At 71.9% G+C, this 15403-nt stretch carries 13 protein-coding genes; 8 read left to right on the forward strand and 5 right to left on the reverse strand.

What is annotated here, in order from left to right:
- Positions 1-258: 258 nt before the first annotated feature.
- From AB0H12_RS07430 to AB0H12_RS07445, 4 genes are all read left to right on the forward strand, one after another.
- Positions 259-1542, forward strand: a complete 1284-nt coding sequence (locus tag AB0H12_RS07430) for an extracellular solute-binding protein (RefSeq protein ID WP_499621519.1) — start codon at positions 259-261, stop codon at positions 1540-1542.
- Between the two features lie 65 nt (positions 1543-1607).
- A complete protein-coding gene (locus tag AB0H12_RS07435; RefSeq protein WP_499621793.1) occupies positions 1608-2522 on the forward strand; it encodes a carbohydrate ABC transporter permease in 915 nt (304 codons plus the stop codon).
- 5 nt (positions 2523-2527) lie between these two features.
- The gene (locus AB0H12_RS07440; RefSeq protein WP_499621520.1) at positions 2528-3361 is read left to right on the forward strand and encodes a carbohydrate ABC transporter permease; all 834 of its coding nucleotides are present in this window, start codon (positions 2528-2530) and stop codon (positions 3359-3361) included.
- 8 nt (positions 3362-3369) lie between these two features.
- Positions 3370-4788, forward strand: a complete 1419-nt coding sequence (locus AB0H12_RS07445; RefSeq protein ID WP_499621521.1) for a GH1 family beta-glucosidase — start codon at positions 3370-3372, stop codon at positions 4786-4788.
- 123 nt (positions 4789-4911) lie between these two features.
- On the opposite strand, the gene AB0H12_RS07450 is transcribed toward AB0H12_RS07445, so the two are convergent.
- The 5 genes from AB0H12_RS07450 to AB0H12_RS07470 all read right to left on the reverse strand — a co-directional run bounded on the left by AB0H12_RS07450 (position 4912) and on the right by AB0H12_RS07470 (position 9193).
- A complete protein-coding gene (locus AB0H12_RS07450; RefSeq protein WP_499621522.1) occupies positions 4912-5943 on the reverse strand; it encodes a LacI family DNA-binding transcriptional regulator in 1032 nt (343 codons plus the stop codon).
- A gap of 38 nt (positions 5944-5981) precedes the next feature.
- Positions 5982-7169 carry a GNAT family N-acetyltransferase gene (locus AB0H12_RS07455; protein WP_499621523.1) on the reverse strand — a complete coding sequence of 396 codons (1188 nt, stop codon included), beginning with the start codon at positions 7167-7169 and terminating at the stop codon, positions 5982-5984.
- Positions 7170-7246: 77 nt separating this feature from the next.
- On the reverse strand, positions 7247-7627 hold the full coding sequence (locus tag AB0H12_RS07460) for a hypothetical protein (protein ID WP_499621525.1): 381 nt from the start codon (positions 7625-7627) through the stop codon (positions 7247-7249).
- A gap of 73 nt (positions 7628-7700) precedes the next feature.
- Positions 7701-8801 carry a winged helix DNA-binding domain-containing protein gene (locus AB0H12_RS07465; RefSeq protein WP_499621526.1) on the reverse strand — a complete coding sequence of 367 codons (1101 nt, stop codon included), beginning with the start codon at positions 8799-8801 and terminating at the stop codon, positions 7701-7703.
- Entirely contained in the window at positions 8798-9193 is a 396-nt protein-coding gene (locus AB0H12_RS07470) for a hypothetical protein (protein ID WP_499621528.1), read from the reverse strand. The genes AB0H12_RS07465 and AB0H12_RS07470 overlap by 4 nt, the downstream gene beginning before the upstream one ends.
- A gap of 122 nt (positions 9194-9315) precedes the next feature.
- Here AB0H12_RS07470 and AB0H12_RS07475 point away from each other — a divergent pair, with 122 nt between their 5' ends.
- The 4 genes from AB0H12_RS07475 to AB0H12_RS07490 all read left to right on the forward strand — a co-directional run bounded on the left by AB0H12_RS07475 (position 9316) and on the right by AB0H12_RS07490 (position 15231).
- Positions 9316-9867 carry a DM13 domain-containing protein gene (locus tag AB0H12_RS07475; protein WP_499621530.1) on the forward strand — a complete coding sequence of 184 codons (552 nt, stop codon included), beginning with the start codon at positions 9316-9318 and terminating at the stop codon, positions 9865-9867.
- A 248-nt stretch (positions 9868-10115) separates the two neighbouring features.
- Complete coding sequence (locus AB0H12_RS07480) at positions 10116-11108, forward strand: AraC family transcriptional regulator (RefSeq protein WP_230567098.1); 993 nt, start codon at positions 10116-10118, stop codon at positions 11106-11108.
- 116 nt (positions 11109-11224) lie between these two features.
- Complete coding sequence (locus AB0H12_RS07485; protein ID WP_499621531.1) at positions 11225-14605, forward strand: phosphodiester glycosidase family protein; 3381 nt, start codon at positions 11225-11227, stop codon at positions 14603-14605.
- Positions 14606-14706: 101 nt separating this feature from the next.
- Positions 14707-15231 carry a hypothetical protein gene (locus AB0H12_RS07490; RefSeq protein ID WP_499621532.1) on the forward strand — a complete coding sequence of 175 codons (525 nt, stop codon included), beginning with the start codon at positions 14707-14709 and terminating at the stop codon, positions 15229-15231.
- Positions 15232-15403: the final 172 nt, after the last annotated feature.

A 15403-nucleotide genomic window follows, 5' to 3' on the forward strand; every position in this document is an offset into this window, starting at 1 on the left:
CACATCCGGCCGTGAACGGCCTCTAACAGGGTGCGGGGTGGCCCGGGCGAGGGCCGGGCCACCCGGCTTCCCCACCGCTGCCGCCGGGCTCACGGAACGTGCGCGACCGTCACGATCGGCGCACGAGAGCGCTTCAGAATGTTGCGGAACGGTGTCGACCGGTACGTCCCGGGTTGACACCCCGGACCGTGACTCACGACTGTGAGAGCGCTCTCATGACGCCGGTTCCGAACCCGGCGAGCGCGTCGAGGAGGACGGATGAGCAGGACTCTGGCCGGTCGGACGACGTCGGTCACCGCGGTGGCGTTGGCCGCCACCCTGGTGGCCGCGTGCGGTGGCGGGGGAGGTGACGCGGGCGACGGCAAGATCAAGTTGTCGATCGGGGTCTTCTCCGACTTCGGCTACACCAACCTGATCGAGGAGTACCAGGCCGCGCACCCGAACATCGAGATCGAGCAGCGCACGGTCAAGATGGAGCAGCACCACACGCAGCTCGCCACGCAGCTCGCGGGTGGCCGGGGCGCCGCCGACCTCGTGGCCATCGAGGAAGGCAACATCACCCAGTTCCGCCAGTCCAAGGACAAGTTCGTCAACCTCGCGGACCACGGCGCCAAGGAGCTCGAGAGCCAGTGGGCGGCCTGGAAGTGGAACCAGGGCACCGCCGACGGCGGGAACTTCGTGCTCGGCCTCGGCACCGACATGGGCAGCCTCGCCCTGTGCTACCGGCGTGACCTGTTCGAGGCCGCCGGCCTGCCGACCGACCGCGAGCAGGTCGGCACGTTGTGGCCGACCTGGGAGGAGTACCTGGAGGTCGCGGACACCTTCTCCCAGAAGCTGCCGGACAAGAAGTTCGTCGACACGGCGCAGAACGTCTACAAGGCGATCCTCGACCAGACCGAGGAGGGGTACTTCGCCAAGGCCGACGACTCGTTCATCGGCGACAAGAACGACAAGGTGAAGCAGGCCTTCACGCTCGCCGCGAGCCTCGGCGAGAAGAAGCAGACCGGCGCGCTGGCCCCGTTCAGCCAGGACTGGAACGTCGCGCTCAAGCAGGCGTCCTTCGCCACCACCACCTGCCCCGCCTGGGCGCTCGCGCTGATCAAGGCCGGCGCCGGCGACGAGGCGTCGGGCAAGTGGGACGTGGCCGCGGCGCCCGGTGGCGGCGGCAACTGGGGCGGCTCGTTCCTGGCTGTGCCCAAGCAGACCAAGCACCCGAAGGAAGCCTACGAGCTGGCGAAGTGGCTGACCGCGCCCGAGCAGCAGAAGCGGATCTTCAAGGAGACCGGCAACCTGCCCAGCGAGCCCGCCGCGTACCAGGACCCGGAGGTCACCGCGACGACCAACGAGTACTTCAACGCCGCGCCCGTCGGCCGGATCTTCGGCAACTCGGCCGAGAGCCTCAAGCCCACCTACCGCGGCACCAAGGACTCCAAGGTGACCCCGGTCTTCGGCAACGCCCTGTCGCGCGTGGAGACCGGCAAGCAGTCCACCTCGGACGCGTTCGACCAGGCCGTCCAGGAAGCGCGGGACGCCGTCAAGTGACGGTCGCACCGGAACGGGCGACGGCGGGGCGGGGCTCGGGGCCCGTCCCGCCGTCGGCGCAGCGCCTGTCGTGGCGGGACAAGCTGGGCCGGCTCGACACGAAGTACACGCCGTACGTCATCATCGCGCCGTTCTTCGTGGTGTTCGGCGTCTTCGGCCTCTACCCGCTGCTGTACACCGCGTGGGTGTCGCTGCACGACTGGCAGCTCATCGACGGCGACCAGGGCTTCACCGGCCTGGCCAACTACACCGAACTGCTGTCCGACGAGAAGTTCTGGAACGCGCTGGGCAACACGGTCAGCCTGTTCCTGCTCTCCACGATCCCGCAGCTGTTCGCCGCGCTCGGCCTGGCCGCCCTGCTGGACCGCGGCCTGCGCGGCCGGGCGTTCTGGCGCGCGGGCGTGCTGCTGCCGAACGTGATCTCGGTGGCGGCGGTGGCGCTGGTGTTCGCGCAGCTGTTCGGCCGCGACTTCGGCATCGTCAACGCCCTGCTGGGCTTCGTCGGCATCGACCCGGTGGACTGGCGCGCCGAGACGTGGGCGTCGCACCTGGCGATCAGCTCGATGGTGATGTGGCGCTGGACGGGCTACAACGCGCTGATCTACCTGGCCGCGATGCAGTCCGTGCCCAAGGACATGTACGAGTCGGCGATGCTGGACGGCGCGTCCCGCCGGCGGGTGTTCTGGTCGATCACCGTGCCGAGCATCCGGCCGACGATCCTGTTCACCGTCATCGTCTCGACCATCGGCGGCATGCAGCTGTTCGTGGAGCCGCAGCTGTTCGACCCGGGCGGCACGGCCACCGGCACCGGCGGCGACGACCGGCAGTTCCAGACCCTGGTGATGTACCTGTACGAGAAGGGCTTCCGGTTGTTCGACGCGGGCTACTCCTCGGCCATCGCGTGGGTGCTGTTCCTGGTGATCCTCGTGGTCGCGATCGTCAACTTCGCGGTGGCGCGGCGCATCGCGTCGAAGGGGTGAGGCCGGTGAACGCGAAGCGCTTCACGCGCTCGGGCCCGATCGCGTACGCGTTGCTGGTGGTGGTCCTGCTCGCGTCGGTGTTCCCGCTGTACTACTCGTTCCTCATCGCCAGCAAGGACAACTCCGCGCTGGGCGACGCGGTGCCGTCGCTGGTGCCCGGCGGGAACCTGTTCGACAACCTGACCAGGGTGTTCGACACCGTCGACTTCTGGCTCGCCATGCAGAACTCGCTGGTGGTCGCGGGCACGGTGGCGATCAGCAACGTCGTGCTGGGCACGCTGGCCGGGTTCGCGTTCGCCCGGTTGCGGTTCCGCGGCGGCAACTCGCTGTTCCTCGTCGTGGTCGGCACGTCGATGGTGCCGACGCAGCTGGGCGTCATCCCGCTGTACATGCTGATGTCGGACCTCGACTGGTACGGCACGCTGCAAGCGGTGATCGTGCCCGCGCTGATCGGCGCGTTCTCGGTGTTCTGGATGCGGCAGGCGTGCGAGGAGTCCGTGCCGCACGAGCTGATCGAGGCGGCGCGGGTGGACGGCTGCTCGGTGCTGAAGACGTTCTGGCACGTGGCGTTCCCGGCGGTGCGCCCGCAGGCGGCCGTGATGGGCATGTTCACGTTCATGACCGCGTGGAACGACTTCTTCTGGCCGCTGATCGTGCTGGACCCCAATGACAGCCCCACGGTCCAGGTGGCATTGTCGACCCTGGCCAGCGGCTATTACACGGACTACTCGCTCATGCTCTCCGGCGCGTCGCTCGCGGTGCTGCCGGTGGTGGGGATCTTCATCCTGCTGGCGCGGCAGATCGTCGGCGGGATCATGCAGGGCGCTGTGAAGGGGTGAACTCGGAGATGACGACAACGGACCCGGACACCGGGGTCCGGCGGGACGTGCTGCGCTTCCCGCCGGATTTCCGGTGGGGAGCGGCGACGGCGTCCTTCCAGATCGAGGGTGCGACCACGGTGGACGGGCGTGGTCCGTCCATCTGGGACGCGTTCGCGGCCAAGCCGGGCGCGGTGCTCGGCGGCCACACCGGCGAACCGGCGTGCGACCACTACCACCGCTACCCGTCCGACGTGGAGCTGATGGCGGAGCTGGGTCTGGGCGCGTACCGGTTCTCGCTGGCGTGGCCGCGCATCCAGCCGGTCGGCGCGGGCCGCGTCGAGCCGCGGGGACTGGCGTTCTACGACCGGCTGGTGGACGAGCTGCTGGGCCGCGGGATCGAGCCGGTGGTCACGCTGTACCACTGGGACCTGCCGCAGGCGTTGGAGGACGACGGCGGTTGGCGCAACCGCGACACCGCCTACCGGTTCGCCGAGTACGCGGCGCTGGCGCACGGGCACCTGGGCGACCGGGTGCGGCAGTGGACCACGTTGAACGAGCCGTGGTGCTCGGCGTTCCTCGGCTACGCCAACGGCATCCACGCGCCCGGTGTGGTCGACCCGAAGGCGTCGCTGGAGGCCGCGCACCACCTCCTGCTCGGGCACGGCCTGGCCGTGCAGGTGATGCGGGACCAGGCGCCGGACGACCACGAGCTCTCCATCGTGCTGAACTTCTGCGCGCTGACGGTGGAGGACGACTCGCAGCTGGACGCGGCGCGCAAGGTCGACGGCCTGCAGAACCGCCTGTTCCTCGACCCGCTGGGCGGTCGCGGCTACCCGCGGGACGTCGTCGAGGACACCGCGTGGCTGGGCGACTGGACCGCCGTGGTGCGCGACGGCGACCTGGACGTGATCGCCTCGCCGATCGACTGGATGGGCGTGAACTACTACAGCCCGACCCGCGTCTCCGCCGCGGCAGACCCGCTCGTGGTGACCGACGGGCCGTTCCCGGGCCTGCGGGGCGTGGAGCTGCTGCCGCCGCGCGGCGAGCTGACCGGGATGGGCTGGGAGGTCGACGCCAGTGGCCTCACCGCGCTGCTGGAACGCCTCCAGCGCGACGTCGGCCTGCCGCTGTACATCACGGAGAACGGCTCGGCGTTCCCGGACGTGGTCGAGGACGGCGAGGTGGTGGACGAGGAGCGCACCCGGTACCTGGTCGACCACCTGCGCGCGATACACCGGGCCATCGAGGCGGGCGTCGACGTGCGCGGGTACTTCGCGTGGTCGCTGCTCGACAACTTCGAGTGGGCGGAGGGGTACAGCCAGCGGTTCGGCATCGTGCACGTGGACTACGACACCCAGGTGCGCACGGTGAAGCGGAGCGGCAGGACGCTGGCCGGGGTGATCGGCGCCAACGCCGTCCCGGCCGCCGGGCACGACCTGCCCTGACCTGTCGGTCGGGGGCCGCATGTCGCCGCGGCGGCCCCCGCCCGGCGCTCGGGCCGCGGATCGCCCGTATCGCGTCGACCGGGTGGACGGCGCCCACTGCGCCGACCGCGCGAACCGGGCGGACTACGCGGACTCGCGGCGGACCAGCATCGTCGGCAGGACCTCGCGCCGCGCGCGGATCGTCTCGCCGCGCAGCAGCCGCAGCAGGTGGGTCACCATGTGGCGGACCTGCGCGCTGGTGTCCTGTCGCACGCTGGTCAACGAAGGCGTGGTGTGCGGCGCGATCATCGGGTGGTCGTCGAACCCCACGATGGCGACGTCCTCCGGCACCCGCTTGCCCGCCTCGCGCAACGCGTCCAGCACGCCGGCCGCCATGTGGTCCGACGCCACGAACACCGCGTCCAGGTCCGGAACCCGCGCCAGCAACGCCTCCATCGCCTTCTTGCCGCCCTCGCGGGAGAAGCCGCCGTCCGCCGTCATCAACGCCGTGGTCTCGTCGTCCGCGCCGACCGCCGTGCGCCACCCGGCCAGCCGGTCCATCGCCGAGTGCTCGTCCAACGGCCCCGTCACCGAGACGATCTTCTTGCGCCCCAACGAGATCAGGTGCTCGGTGGCGAGCAGGCCGCCGCCCTCGTTGTCGTGGTCGACGGTGTGCAGCCCGCGCAGCGAGCCCCACGGCCGGCCCGCGTACACCACCGGCAGCGGAAGCTTGCGCGCCACCGTCGGCAGTTGGTCGCCCTTGTGCGGCGCGAACAACAACGCGCCGTCCACGTGCCCGCCCGCCAGGAACCGCTCCGCGCGGGCCTGGTCCTGCGTCGAGTGCACCAGCATGAGCACCATCTGCACGTCCGCGTCGGCCAGCGACCGCGCCGCCGAGCGGATCAGCCACGCGAAGTGGGGGTCGTCGAAGATCTTCGGCTCGGGCTCGGAGAACACCACCGCCACCGCGCCGGAACGCCTGGTCACGAGCGCCCGCGCGGCCTGGTTCGGCTGGTAGCCCAACTCCATCACCGCCGCCGTGACCGCCTCGTGCGCCTCCGGGCTCACCCTGGGCGACGCGTTGAGCACCCGCGACGCCGTCGCACGGGAGACGCCGGCCCTGGCCGCCACGTCCTCCAACGTGGGCCGCGCGGCTGAGTGCGATTGAACCGACACGAGCACCACTCCTCGACGATCGCCCTACGAATCCCAGCTTAGCCGGAGGCGACCTGGCGGGAAGCGCTCTCAAGGCGACCCGGACCGGTGACGCCCGGACCGTCGGTGGCGATCGACACCCGCAGCAACCCGTCCTCGCGGCGCACCGAGGTCGGCAGCCCGGCGCGAGCCGCCGTGCGGACCAGCCCCGTCTCGGCGGGCAGGCACCAGCCGACCAGCTCCCGGTACCCGGCCGCCCGCGCCGTGCCGGCCAGCGAGCCGAGCAGCGCGGTGCCCACGCCGCGACCCTGCCACCCGTCCTCGACCAGCAACGACACCTCGGCGCCGGCGGGGGTGGACATCGGGATGAGCTGGCCCATGGCGACCACCCGGTCCGCGCACTGCGCCACCACGGTGCTGCCGCGCGGCGGGCTGAGCAGGCGGTGCAGCCACCGCCTCGGCACGGTCCGCATGCCCGAGTGGTAGCGGTTGAACAGGGTGCCCATCGAGCAGCGGGAGTGCAGCTCCGCGACCGCCTCCTCGTCGCCCGCGCGGCCGGGCCGCAGCACGAGCGCCATGCCGTCCTCGGTCAGCAGCGCGGTCGGCCGGGGCGTCGCCGCGCCCGCGGTGGACAGCAGGTCGATCAACGCCTGCCCGCGGGCCAGTTCGACCTGCGTGAACGGCGCCCAGCCGCGTTTGATCGCCGCTGCTCCGCAGACGGCGGGCTCGGTCGCCCGGAAGTCGACCGGTCGCGCCTGATTTCCCGGCAATCGAAAAACGTGATTGCCGGAAAGTGAGTCGCGACCGGTCGACGCGACCTCGCGGTCGTGGTCGTGTTGGGCATCGTGGGCGGGGGAGGTGGCCCCGGGATCGGCGGCGGTGATGACGACCGAGTCGGCGCCCATGACGATGCGCAGGGCCTCGCCGATGGCGTCGGGGTCGTGCAGCCCGAGGGCGGCGGCGCGCAACGCGGCCGTCGGCGCGTCGACCAGGTCGCGCAGGTCGGCGGCCGTGATGCCGACGCACCGGCCGCCCTCGGCGCGCACCGCGTCCACCAGGTCCGCGGGCAGCAGGCCCGGCGCGGCCTGGACCACGAGCTCGTCCAGCACGCCGCCGGGCACCGGGATCACGGACAGCGCCAGCACGTTGCAGTCCTGGTGCGCCAGCCGGACGGTCACCCGGGCCAGGGCGCCGGGACTGTCGTCCAACTCGACGCGCAGTCGCCAGGTCTTCGGTGTGGTGTCCATGCGACCAGGCTGGACGGCCCACGTTGCGCTGGGGCGACGCGGGCGTTTCGGCGACGTGAGGGATGGCCCCTCCGCGCTCAGTCCCCGCAGTGCGGCGGCGGCAGCGGGTTGAGCGGGCTGCACGGCCACTCGGTGTTCTTCACCGTGGTGGTCGTGGTGGTGGTCGTCGGCGCCTCGGTCGAGGTGTCCGGCGGTGGCGGCGGCGCGGCCGGTGGCGTCGTCGTCGTCGTGGTCCGGACCGTGGTGGTCGAACTCGGCGGCGCCGAGATGGCGTCCGCGGTGACGGAGCTCGGTGGCGTGGTGACGCTGCTGGTCGACGGCCGACCGGTGATCCACGTCGAGGCGGGGGTGTCGGCCTGCTGTTCGTCGTTCACCCCGTCGAGGTACACCCCGATGAGGACCCCGGTCAGCGCCGACGCCGCCACGGCCAAGCCGCACGTGGCCCACAGCACCCGCACAGCAAGCCTCCTAACAGAACGCACTTGTGGCGCAACGGTGAGCGGCTGAACAGTACCGCCCACCGGGCGGGCCTCACCCGACCCAGTGCACCTCGGCCGGACCGGTCATCCGGTCCACCTCGTTGAGCACGGCTTTCCGCGCCGCAGCGGACAACGAGCGGAACGGCTCGAGGGTGACGGCCACCCGGCCGCCCTTGCGCTCCTGCGACCACACGCCGGCCAGCATCCCGTCCACCATGAGTACCGGGGACAGCCATCCCTGCGGTCGGTACACCTTTTCGGGCGTCCCACCATCGAGGAGGTGTGTGGCGTGGCGTGTCGCCGCGACGACGTACTGGTCGAACGCCGGCAGCAGCCGCACGGTCTTCACCGGCTCCGCCTCGCGCAGACTCGCGACGTCCTCCGCCCGCGCCCAATGGGCCGCGCCCTCGACGTCCACGGGCTCGATGCGGTCGCCGAGCGCCTTGAACACCCGCCCGCCGTCGGCCGGGCCGACACCCCACCAGCGCGCGAAGTCCTCCCTGGTCGCGGGCCCCTGCTGGGCCAGGAACCGCAGCGCGATCTCCTCGACCGCGCCGTCCCGCGCCGCCAGGTCGACCCCGAGCCACGTGCGCGGGGCGGTGAACCGGACGAACTGGCCCTCCACGGGCCCGAACACGAGCCGGCCCTGGAACGACGCGGGCTTGAGGTACGCGCCCCAGCTCTCCCGCAGCTTCTCGCCGATGTGCGCGGACGTGCGCGCGGCGACCTCGTCGGCCAGTTCGGCGCGGGTCAGCACGCGGTCCGCCAGCACCTCGCCGACCGCGTCCACCAGCGCGGTCAGCTCCTCGGCGGTGATGTGGAAGTTCCGCAGCCACACCGGCTTGAGGTGGTGCCGGTACGTGGCGAACCCGGCCTGCCACAGCGGGTACTCGGCGGCGGGCAGCAGGTGCAGCGTGCCGCGCATCGACCACGTCTTGACCAGCGTGCGGTCGGTCCACAGCGCCCGTTCGACGGCGTCGTCCGCGAGCCCGTCGACGCGTGCGCGCAACGTCGCCTCGGCCGAGGACATGAGCTGGGCGTGCAGCCCGCACAGCCGCGAGACCACCGCCGACGCCTCCTCGGCCGGTCGCCGGGCGTCGAGGCCGTGCCTGCGGGTGCGCCAGGCCGCGACCTGCCGCCACGTCACGCTCACCGGCGTCCGCCCCGGTCCGGCCCGGCCGCGAGCCGGCGTTCCAGCACCGCCGTGCCGAGCACGCGGGCCAGCACGAGGCCGGCGCCGGACAGCCCGGCCACGAGCACCGCGCCGGTCATGTGCCAGGTCGGTGAGTCACCCGTGCAGGTGAACACGTCCGTGAACTTCTCCGAGGAGCAGGTCACGTACGGCACGGAGGCCAGCCCGATGCTCGCCGCCGCGACCCCGCCGAGCAGCGCGGACCCGAACGTGCGCATCAACGGGAACGCGGCGTTGGCGGCCCCGACCGCGGCGATCAGGAACAGCAGCGGCACCGGGTGCGGGAACGGGCCGAACGCGGCGCAGCCCACCATGAGCGCGCACACGATCGCCAACCCGGCCCGTTCACCCACCCGGCGACCCTAACAACGCCGGCCGGGCAGACGTCAGAACTTCGTAAGCGGGTTTCGCCCGCCGACCGGCGTCCGGTTCGCCAGAGTTGTCCGGCAGGCGGGTCGACTTCGGAAGGCGTGAGATGTCCAAGCGGGTAGTGGTGATCGGGGTGGCCGGCGTGCTGGTGGTCGCCCTGGTGGTGGGGCTGTACCTGTTCCAGCCGTGGCGGCTGTTCACCGACCGGACGGCCGACGAGGCGTTGCTGCTGCCGGCCGCGACGACGACCACGACGTCCACGGTCGGGTCTACGACGACGGCTCCGGTGACCACGACGCCCGCACCGCCCGCGGGCCCGGTCGCGCTGGCCTCCGGGCCGTTCCGCTCCCTCGACTACACGACGACCGGGAGCGCGACGTTGGTCCGGTTGCCGGACGGCAAGCACGCCGTGCAGTTCGAGGCGCTCGACACCAGCGACGGCCCGGACCTCTACGTGTACCTGTCGGACAAGCCCGCGGACTCGCCCGAGGCCGCGTTCGACTCCGGTTTCACGAACCTCGGCAAACTCAAGGCCAATCGCGGCAACCAGGTCTACGAGGTGCCGGCCGAGATCGACCTGAGCACGGTCCGCAGCGTCGTGATCTGGTGCAAAAGGTTTTCGGAGGGCTTCGGAGTAGCGGCGTTGGAACAGGGCTGACACATAGGCGAAACAAATGCGCGATGGTCTGGGCCGCGTATAGCCTTTTCGCCGTATTGACGTATCTGGTCTAGACCACATACAGTGGTAGCACCACAACGTCCCTCGTTGGTGGGCGGGCGGATGCCCCATCGACGAGGAGCCGGCTCACTGGGGTGGGCCACCGTTGGCGGCGGCGCGGCGCTCTCTCTCCCCGTTCCGCGCCGCCGCACACGGCCGGTGGACGATCGTGATGCACACTGTGAGTGATGCTCACCAGGACCATCGCCATCCACTACGTCAACGCCGCGCTGCGCGGCGCCGTGCGGCGCGGTCACGACGTCGCGCGGCTCCTGGCGACCGCGGGGATCGGCGAGGCCCTGCTCTCCGACGAGCGCGCCCGCGTCACTCCCGCCCAGTACACCAGGCTCGTGCAGGCCCTGTGGGACGCGCTGGACGACGAGTTCATGGGCCTGGGGCCGCGCCCGAGCAAGCGCGGCACGTTCCCGACCATGTGCCTGCTCGCCGTGCACTGCGCGTCGCTGGAGGACGCCCTGCGGCGCGGTCTGGCGTTCTACGAGCTGTTCGACGTGCGGCCGGCGATGGCGTTGGGCGAGCACGACGGCGTGGCCGCGTTCACCCTGTCCACGGAGGGCGTGGACGACCCGGACCGGTTCCTGGTCGAGTCGCTGCTGGTGCTGTGGCACCGGTTCTCGTCGTGGTTGATCGGCCGGCGGATCCCGTTGCGCGGGGTCGACCTCGACTATCCCGAGCCGCCACACGGCGCGGAATACCACCTGATCTTCGGCGCTCCGCTGCGGTTTTCCGCACCCACCACCACGTTGACTTTCGACGCGCGGTTTCTGCGGATGCCCGTCGTGCAGGACGAAGCCGCATTAAGGCGGTTTCTGCGGAATTCACCCGCCGAGTTGCTGTCCCGGCGCGATTACGGCGCGGACGCGTCCAGCCAGGTGCGGCGGATGCTCGGCGGCGGCGTGGTGGGGTTGGAGAACGTGGCCGCCCGGCTGGGCATGAGCGCGCCGACGTTGCGGCGGAAGCTGGCGGCGGAGGGCACGTCGTTCCGCGAGGTGCGCGAGCAGCTGCTGCGCGACCAGGCCGTGGCGAGCCTGGTGCGCGGGGGTGAGTCGGTGGAGGAACTGGCTCTGCGGCTGGGTTTCTCCGAGGCGAGCGCATTTCACCGGGCGTTCAAGAGGTGGACGGGCGCCAGCCCTGGAACCTACCGGGGTGGCGGGGTTGGCTGATGTCGCCGGGCGGCCGAGCGGGTCGTCAACTACGGCCGAACGGCCGTGTCCGGCGAATCGTCAACACGGTGGACTTACATCGCGTAAGTTACTCACCCATCCCTGCGGGAGTGCCCGTGTTCCCACGCCCTCGCTCCGCCGCCCTGGCCGCGTCCCTGGTGCTCGCCCTGACGGCGGCCACGCCCGCGGCTCACGCCGATCCGCCGACCGCTCCGCCCTCGTCCGTCGTCGACCTCCCGGGCGTCGCCGTCGCGCCCGCCGTCGACCCCGCCCGCCGCGTCGAGACCGCCCGCACCACCCGGCCGGTCGCGCCGGGCGTGTCGCTGAGCTCGTTCGACTGGTACGAGCCGGGTGGTGCGGGCGGGTGGATCCGCGGCGACGCGCTCACCGTCGACCTCACCGCCGGGACGAAGGTCGACTACCTGCACCCCGGGCAGGTCGCCGCCGCCGAACCGCTGTCCGCGCAGGCCAACCGGACCCGCGCGGTCGCCGCCGTCAACGGCGACTTCTTCGACATCAACAACTCGAACGCGCCGCGCGGCGTCGGCGTCCAGGACGGCCGCACGGTCAAGTCGCCCGTCGCCGGGCACCGCCGGGCGGTCGGCCTCGACGCGGCGGGCGTCGGCCGGGTGATGGAGGTGTTCTTCGACGGGAAGATCACCCGCGAGGACGGCACGTCCATCCGGTTGGACCAGCTCAACAGCGCCGCCGTCGAGTCCGGCGGCGTCGGGCTGTTCGACCCGATCTGGGGCTCCTACAGCCGGGCGCGGGCGGTGCAGGGCGCCTCCCGCGTGACCGAGGTCGTGGTGCGCGCGGGCGTGGTCGCCGAACGGCGCGACCGGGCGGGCGACGACCCGATCCCCGCCGACGGCCAGGTGCTCGTCGGCCGGGAGGCGGGCGCCGACGCGCTCGCCGCGCTGGCCGTGGGGGAGCGGGTCGCCGTGGAGCACACGACGAAGGCCGACGACGGCAGCGCGCCGCGTGCCGCGATCGGCGGGAACCAGTTGCTGCTCAAGGACGGCGAGGTCGTCGCGCCCGCCGATCCGCTGCACCCGCGCACCGCGGTCGGGTTCTCGGCGGACGGCAAGAAGATGTTCCTGCTCACCGTGGACGGCCGCCAGGGCGCCTACCTGCTCGGGCTGAACCTCCAGGACGTGGCCGCGATCCTGAAGGAGATGGGCGCGCACAACGCGCTCAACCTCGACGGCGGTGGCTCGTCCACGCTGGTGGCCCGCACGCCCGGCGCGGAGACCGTCGCCGTGGAGAACACGCCGTCCGACGGCGGTGAGCGGCCCGTGCCGAACGGGCTCGCGCTCTACGCGCCGATCGGCAGCGGGCAGCTCACGGGCTTCTGGGTGCGGACGGCGATCGACCCGAGTGCCGCGCCGGGGTCGGACACCGTGCCGGGCGGTCACCCGGAACGCGTGTTCCCCGGCCTGACCCGGCGGCTGGTGGCCGACGGGCACGACGAGACGTACGGCCCGGCGCGGGACGACGCGCACCGGTGGCACGCGGCCCGTGCCGACGTGGGACGGGTGGACGGCGACGGCGTGTTCCACGCGCATCGGCCCGGCACGACGACGGCAGTGGCGCGACGCGGCGGCGTGACGGGCGAGGTCGAGCTGACCGTGCTGGGCGCGTTGGCCGGGCTGTCGGCGACCACGAGCCGGCTGAGCCTGCCCGAGGTGGGCGGCACGAGCGGGTTCGGCGTGGTCGGGCGGGACGGCGACGGGTTCACCGCGCCGGTCGAGCCCGCGGACGTCTCGCTGGACTACGACCGCTCGGTGATCGGCATCGCGCCGGGCGCCGACGGCTCGCTGCGGGTCACGGCGGTGAGGCCGGGCGCGACGACGGTCGTCGCGCGGGTCGGGTCGCACGTGGTGCGCGTGCCCGTGACCGTGGGGCTGGAGGAGCGGCTGATCGCCGGTTTCGACGACGGCGCGGCGTGGACGTTCGGCTCGGCGCGGGGCTCCGGCGCGGTCGCGCCGGTGGCCGAGGGGCGCACCGGGGCCGGGCTGCGGATGTCGTACGACTTCTCGAAGTCCACCGGCACGCGGACGGCCTACGCGATCCCGCCGCGGCCGATCGAGGTGGACGGGCAGCCGCTGGCGTTGGGCGCGTGGGTCTACGGGCACGGTCGCGGCGAGTGGACGGCGTTCACCGTCACCGACTCGTCGGGGCTGAGCCGTTCGCTCTACGGGCCGTACATCACCTGGACGGGGTGGCGCTACCTGGAGGTGCCGGTGCCGTCCGGGCTCGCGTTCCCCTTGCGGGTGAACAGGTTCTACACGATCGAGACCAAGGCGGACCGGCAGTACACCGGCGAGGTGGTCGTGGACGACATCGTGGCCAAGGTGCCGCCCGCGGTGGACCTGCCGGTGGCGGACGAGCCGGCCGACCGGTTCGTGGTGCAGGACGGCACGGTGGCCGACCGGCCGTGGCGGTTCGCGGTGATGTCCGACGCGCAGTTCGTGGCGCGCAACCCGGACAGCGAGCTGGTGCGCGCGGCGCGGCGGACGTTGCGGGAGATCAAGGCGCAGCGGCCGGACTTCGTGGTGGTCAACGGTGATTTCGTGGACGAGGCGTCGCCCGCGGACCTGGCGTTGGCGCGCCGGGTGCTGACCGAGGAGCTGGGCGACGAGCTGCCGTGGCACTACGTGCCGGGCAACCACGAGATCATGGGGCCGGGCACGATCGACAACTTCCGGCGCGAGTTCGGGTCCACCAACCGGGTCTTCGACCACAAGGGCACGCGGTTCGTGCTGCTGGACTCGTCGACCGGGACGTTGCGCGGCGGTGGGTTCGACCAGGCCGTGATGCTGCGTGACGCGTTGCGCGACCACGGTTCGGTGAACTCGGTCGTGGTGATGGAGCACCACCCACCGCGTGACCCGACGCCGACCAAGGGCAGCCAGCTGACCGACCGGCTGGAGGCCGACGTGGTCGAGGACTGGCTGGCGGCGTTCCGGCGCGACACCGGCAAGGGCGCGGCGTTCATCGGGGCGCACGTGGGCCTGTTCCACGCGTCGCGGGTGGACGGCGTGCCGTACCTGATCAACGGCAACTCGGGCAAGGCTCCCGCGGGCGAGGCGGGCCGGGGCGGGTTCACCGGCTGGACCATGCTGGGCGTCGACCCGCGTCGCGGCGACACGTGGCTGGCGGCCGAGATCCGCCCGCACGTGGACGGCCTGACCCTGACCGCGCCCGCCGAGGTCCGGATGGGCGCGCCGGTCCGCGTCACGGCCGCCTTGGCGCAGGGCGCGCGGCAGGTGCCGGTGGCCTACCCGGTGTCCGCGGACTGGTCGGGCTCCCCGAACCTGCACGTGGGCCCGATCTCCGGCCTGCGCCCGTGGCACGTCGCGTGGCTGGACCCGACAACGGGCGCGCTCACCGCGCTGCGCCCCGGTCGGGTGACTGTCGCCGTGACCGTGAACGGCGCAACCCAACGCACCGACGTCACCACCTCCTTCCCCTCCTGGGGCCGCGCCACCGCCTGACCCCGCGAGCGTCCTACGCTCACCCCGCGAGAGTCCTACGTTCGGAACGCGTGTGTCCTACGTCCGGAACACCCGAGTTCAACGCTCAGAAGGGGTTGTGCGTGCGATCGCTGCTCGCTGCCGTTGCCGAGAACGACGAGGTCGCCCGGTTCCTGGACTGGCCGGGCGACTTCGACCTGCGGCGACGGGATCACGTCGAAGAGGTGCACCTCGCGTCCGGTGCGGCGCTGGAAGGCTTCGCGGGTGACGGAGCCGGGGGCACGTACTTCTTCTGCGGCGACGGTGGCGAGGAACGTCCGGTCCTGTACGCGGACTCGGAAGGGCGCGCGTCCCTGGTCGCGATCGGCCTGCCGGAGCTGCTGCGGCTCCTGCTGGTCGCGCCGTGGTGGCGGGACTGCCCGGCGTTCACCGCGGAGGAGAGCACCGAGGCGTCCGCCGACTACCTGCGGGACATCCCGGACATGGTCGCCCAACGTGACCGCGCAGCCGCCGCTCTCGGCTTGGATCTCCTGACCGAAGCCGAAGTCCTGACCCGCCTCCACGAGGTGGCCACCGGCCCCGGCAAGGACTTCGTCCTCATCTTCACCCCCGAGAACGAGCCCTACGACCCCCTGATCAAGCCCTGACCACCGCGTGAGTCCTACGTTCGCGTCGCCTGAGTCCTACGTTCAGGACCCCCGAGTTCAACGCTCAGAACAAACGATCTTGTTCTGAGCGTTGAACTCACGTGTTCCGAACGTAGGACACGCGCGGTCTGAACGTAGGACCCTCGCGCGCTGAACGTAGGACTCTCGCGGG

Origin of the sequence: Actinosynnema sp. NPDC023794 (assembly GCF_040639675.1) — a bacterium.
GTDB classification, from domain to species: Bacteria; Actinomycetota; Actinomycetes; order Mycobacteriales; family Pseudonocardiaceae; genus Actinosynnema; species Actinosynnema luteola.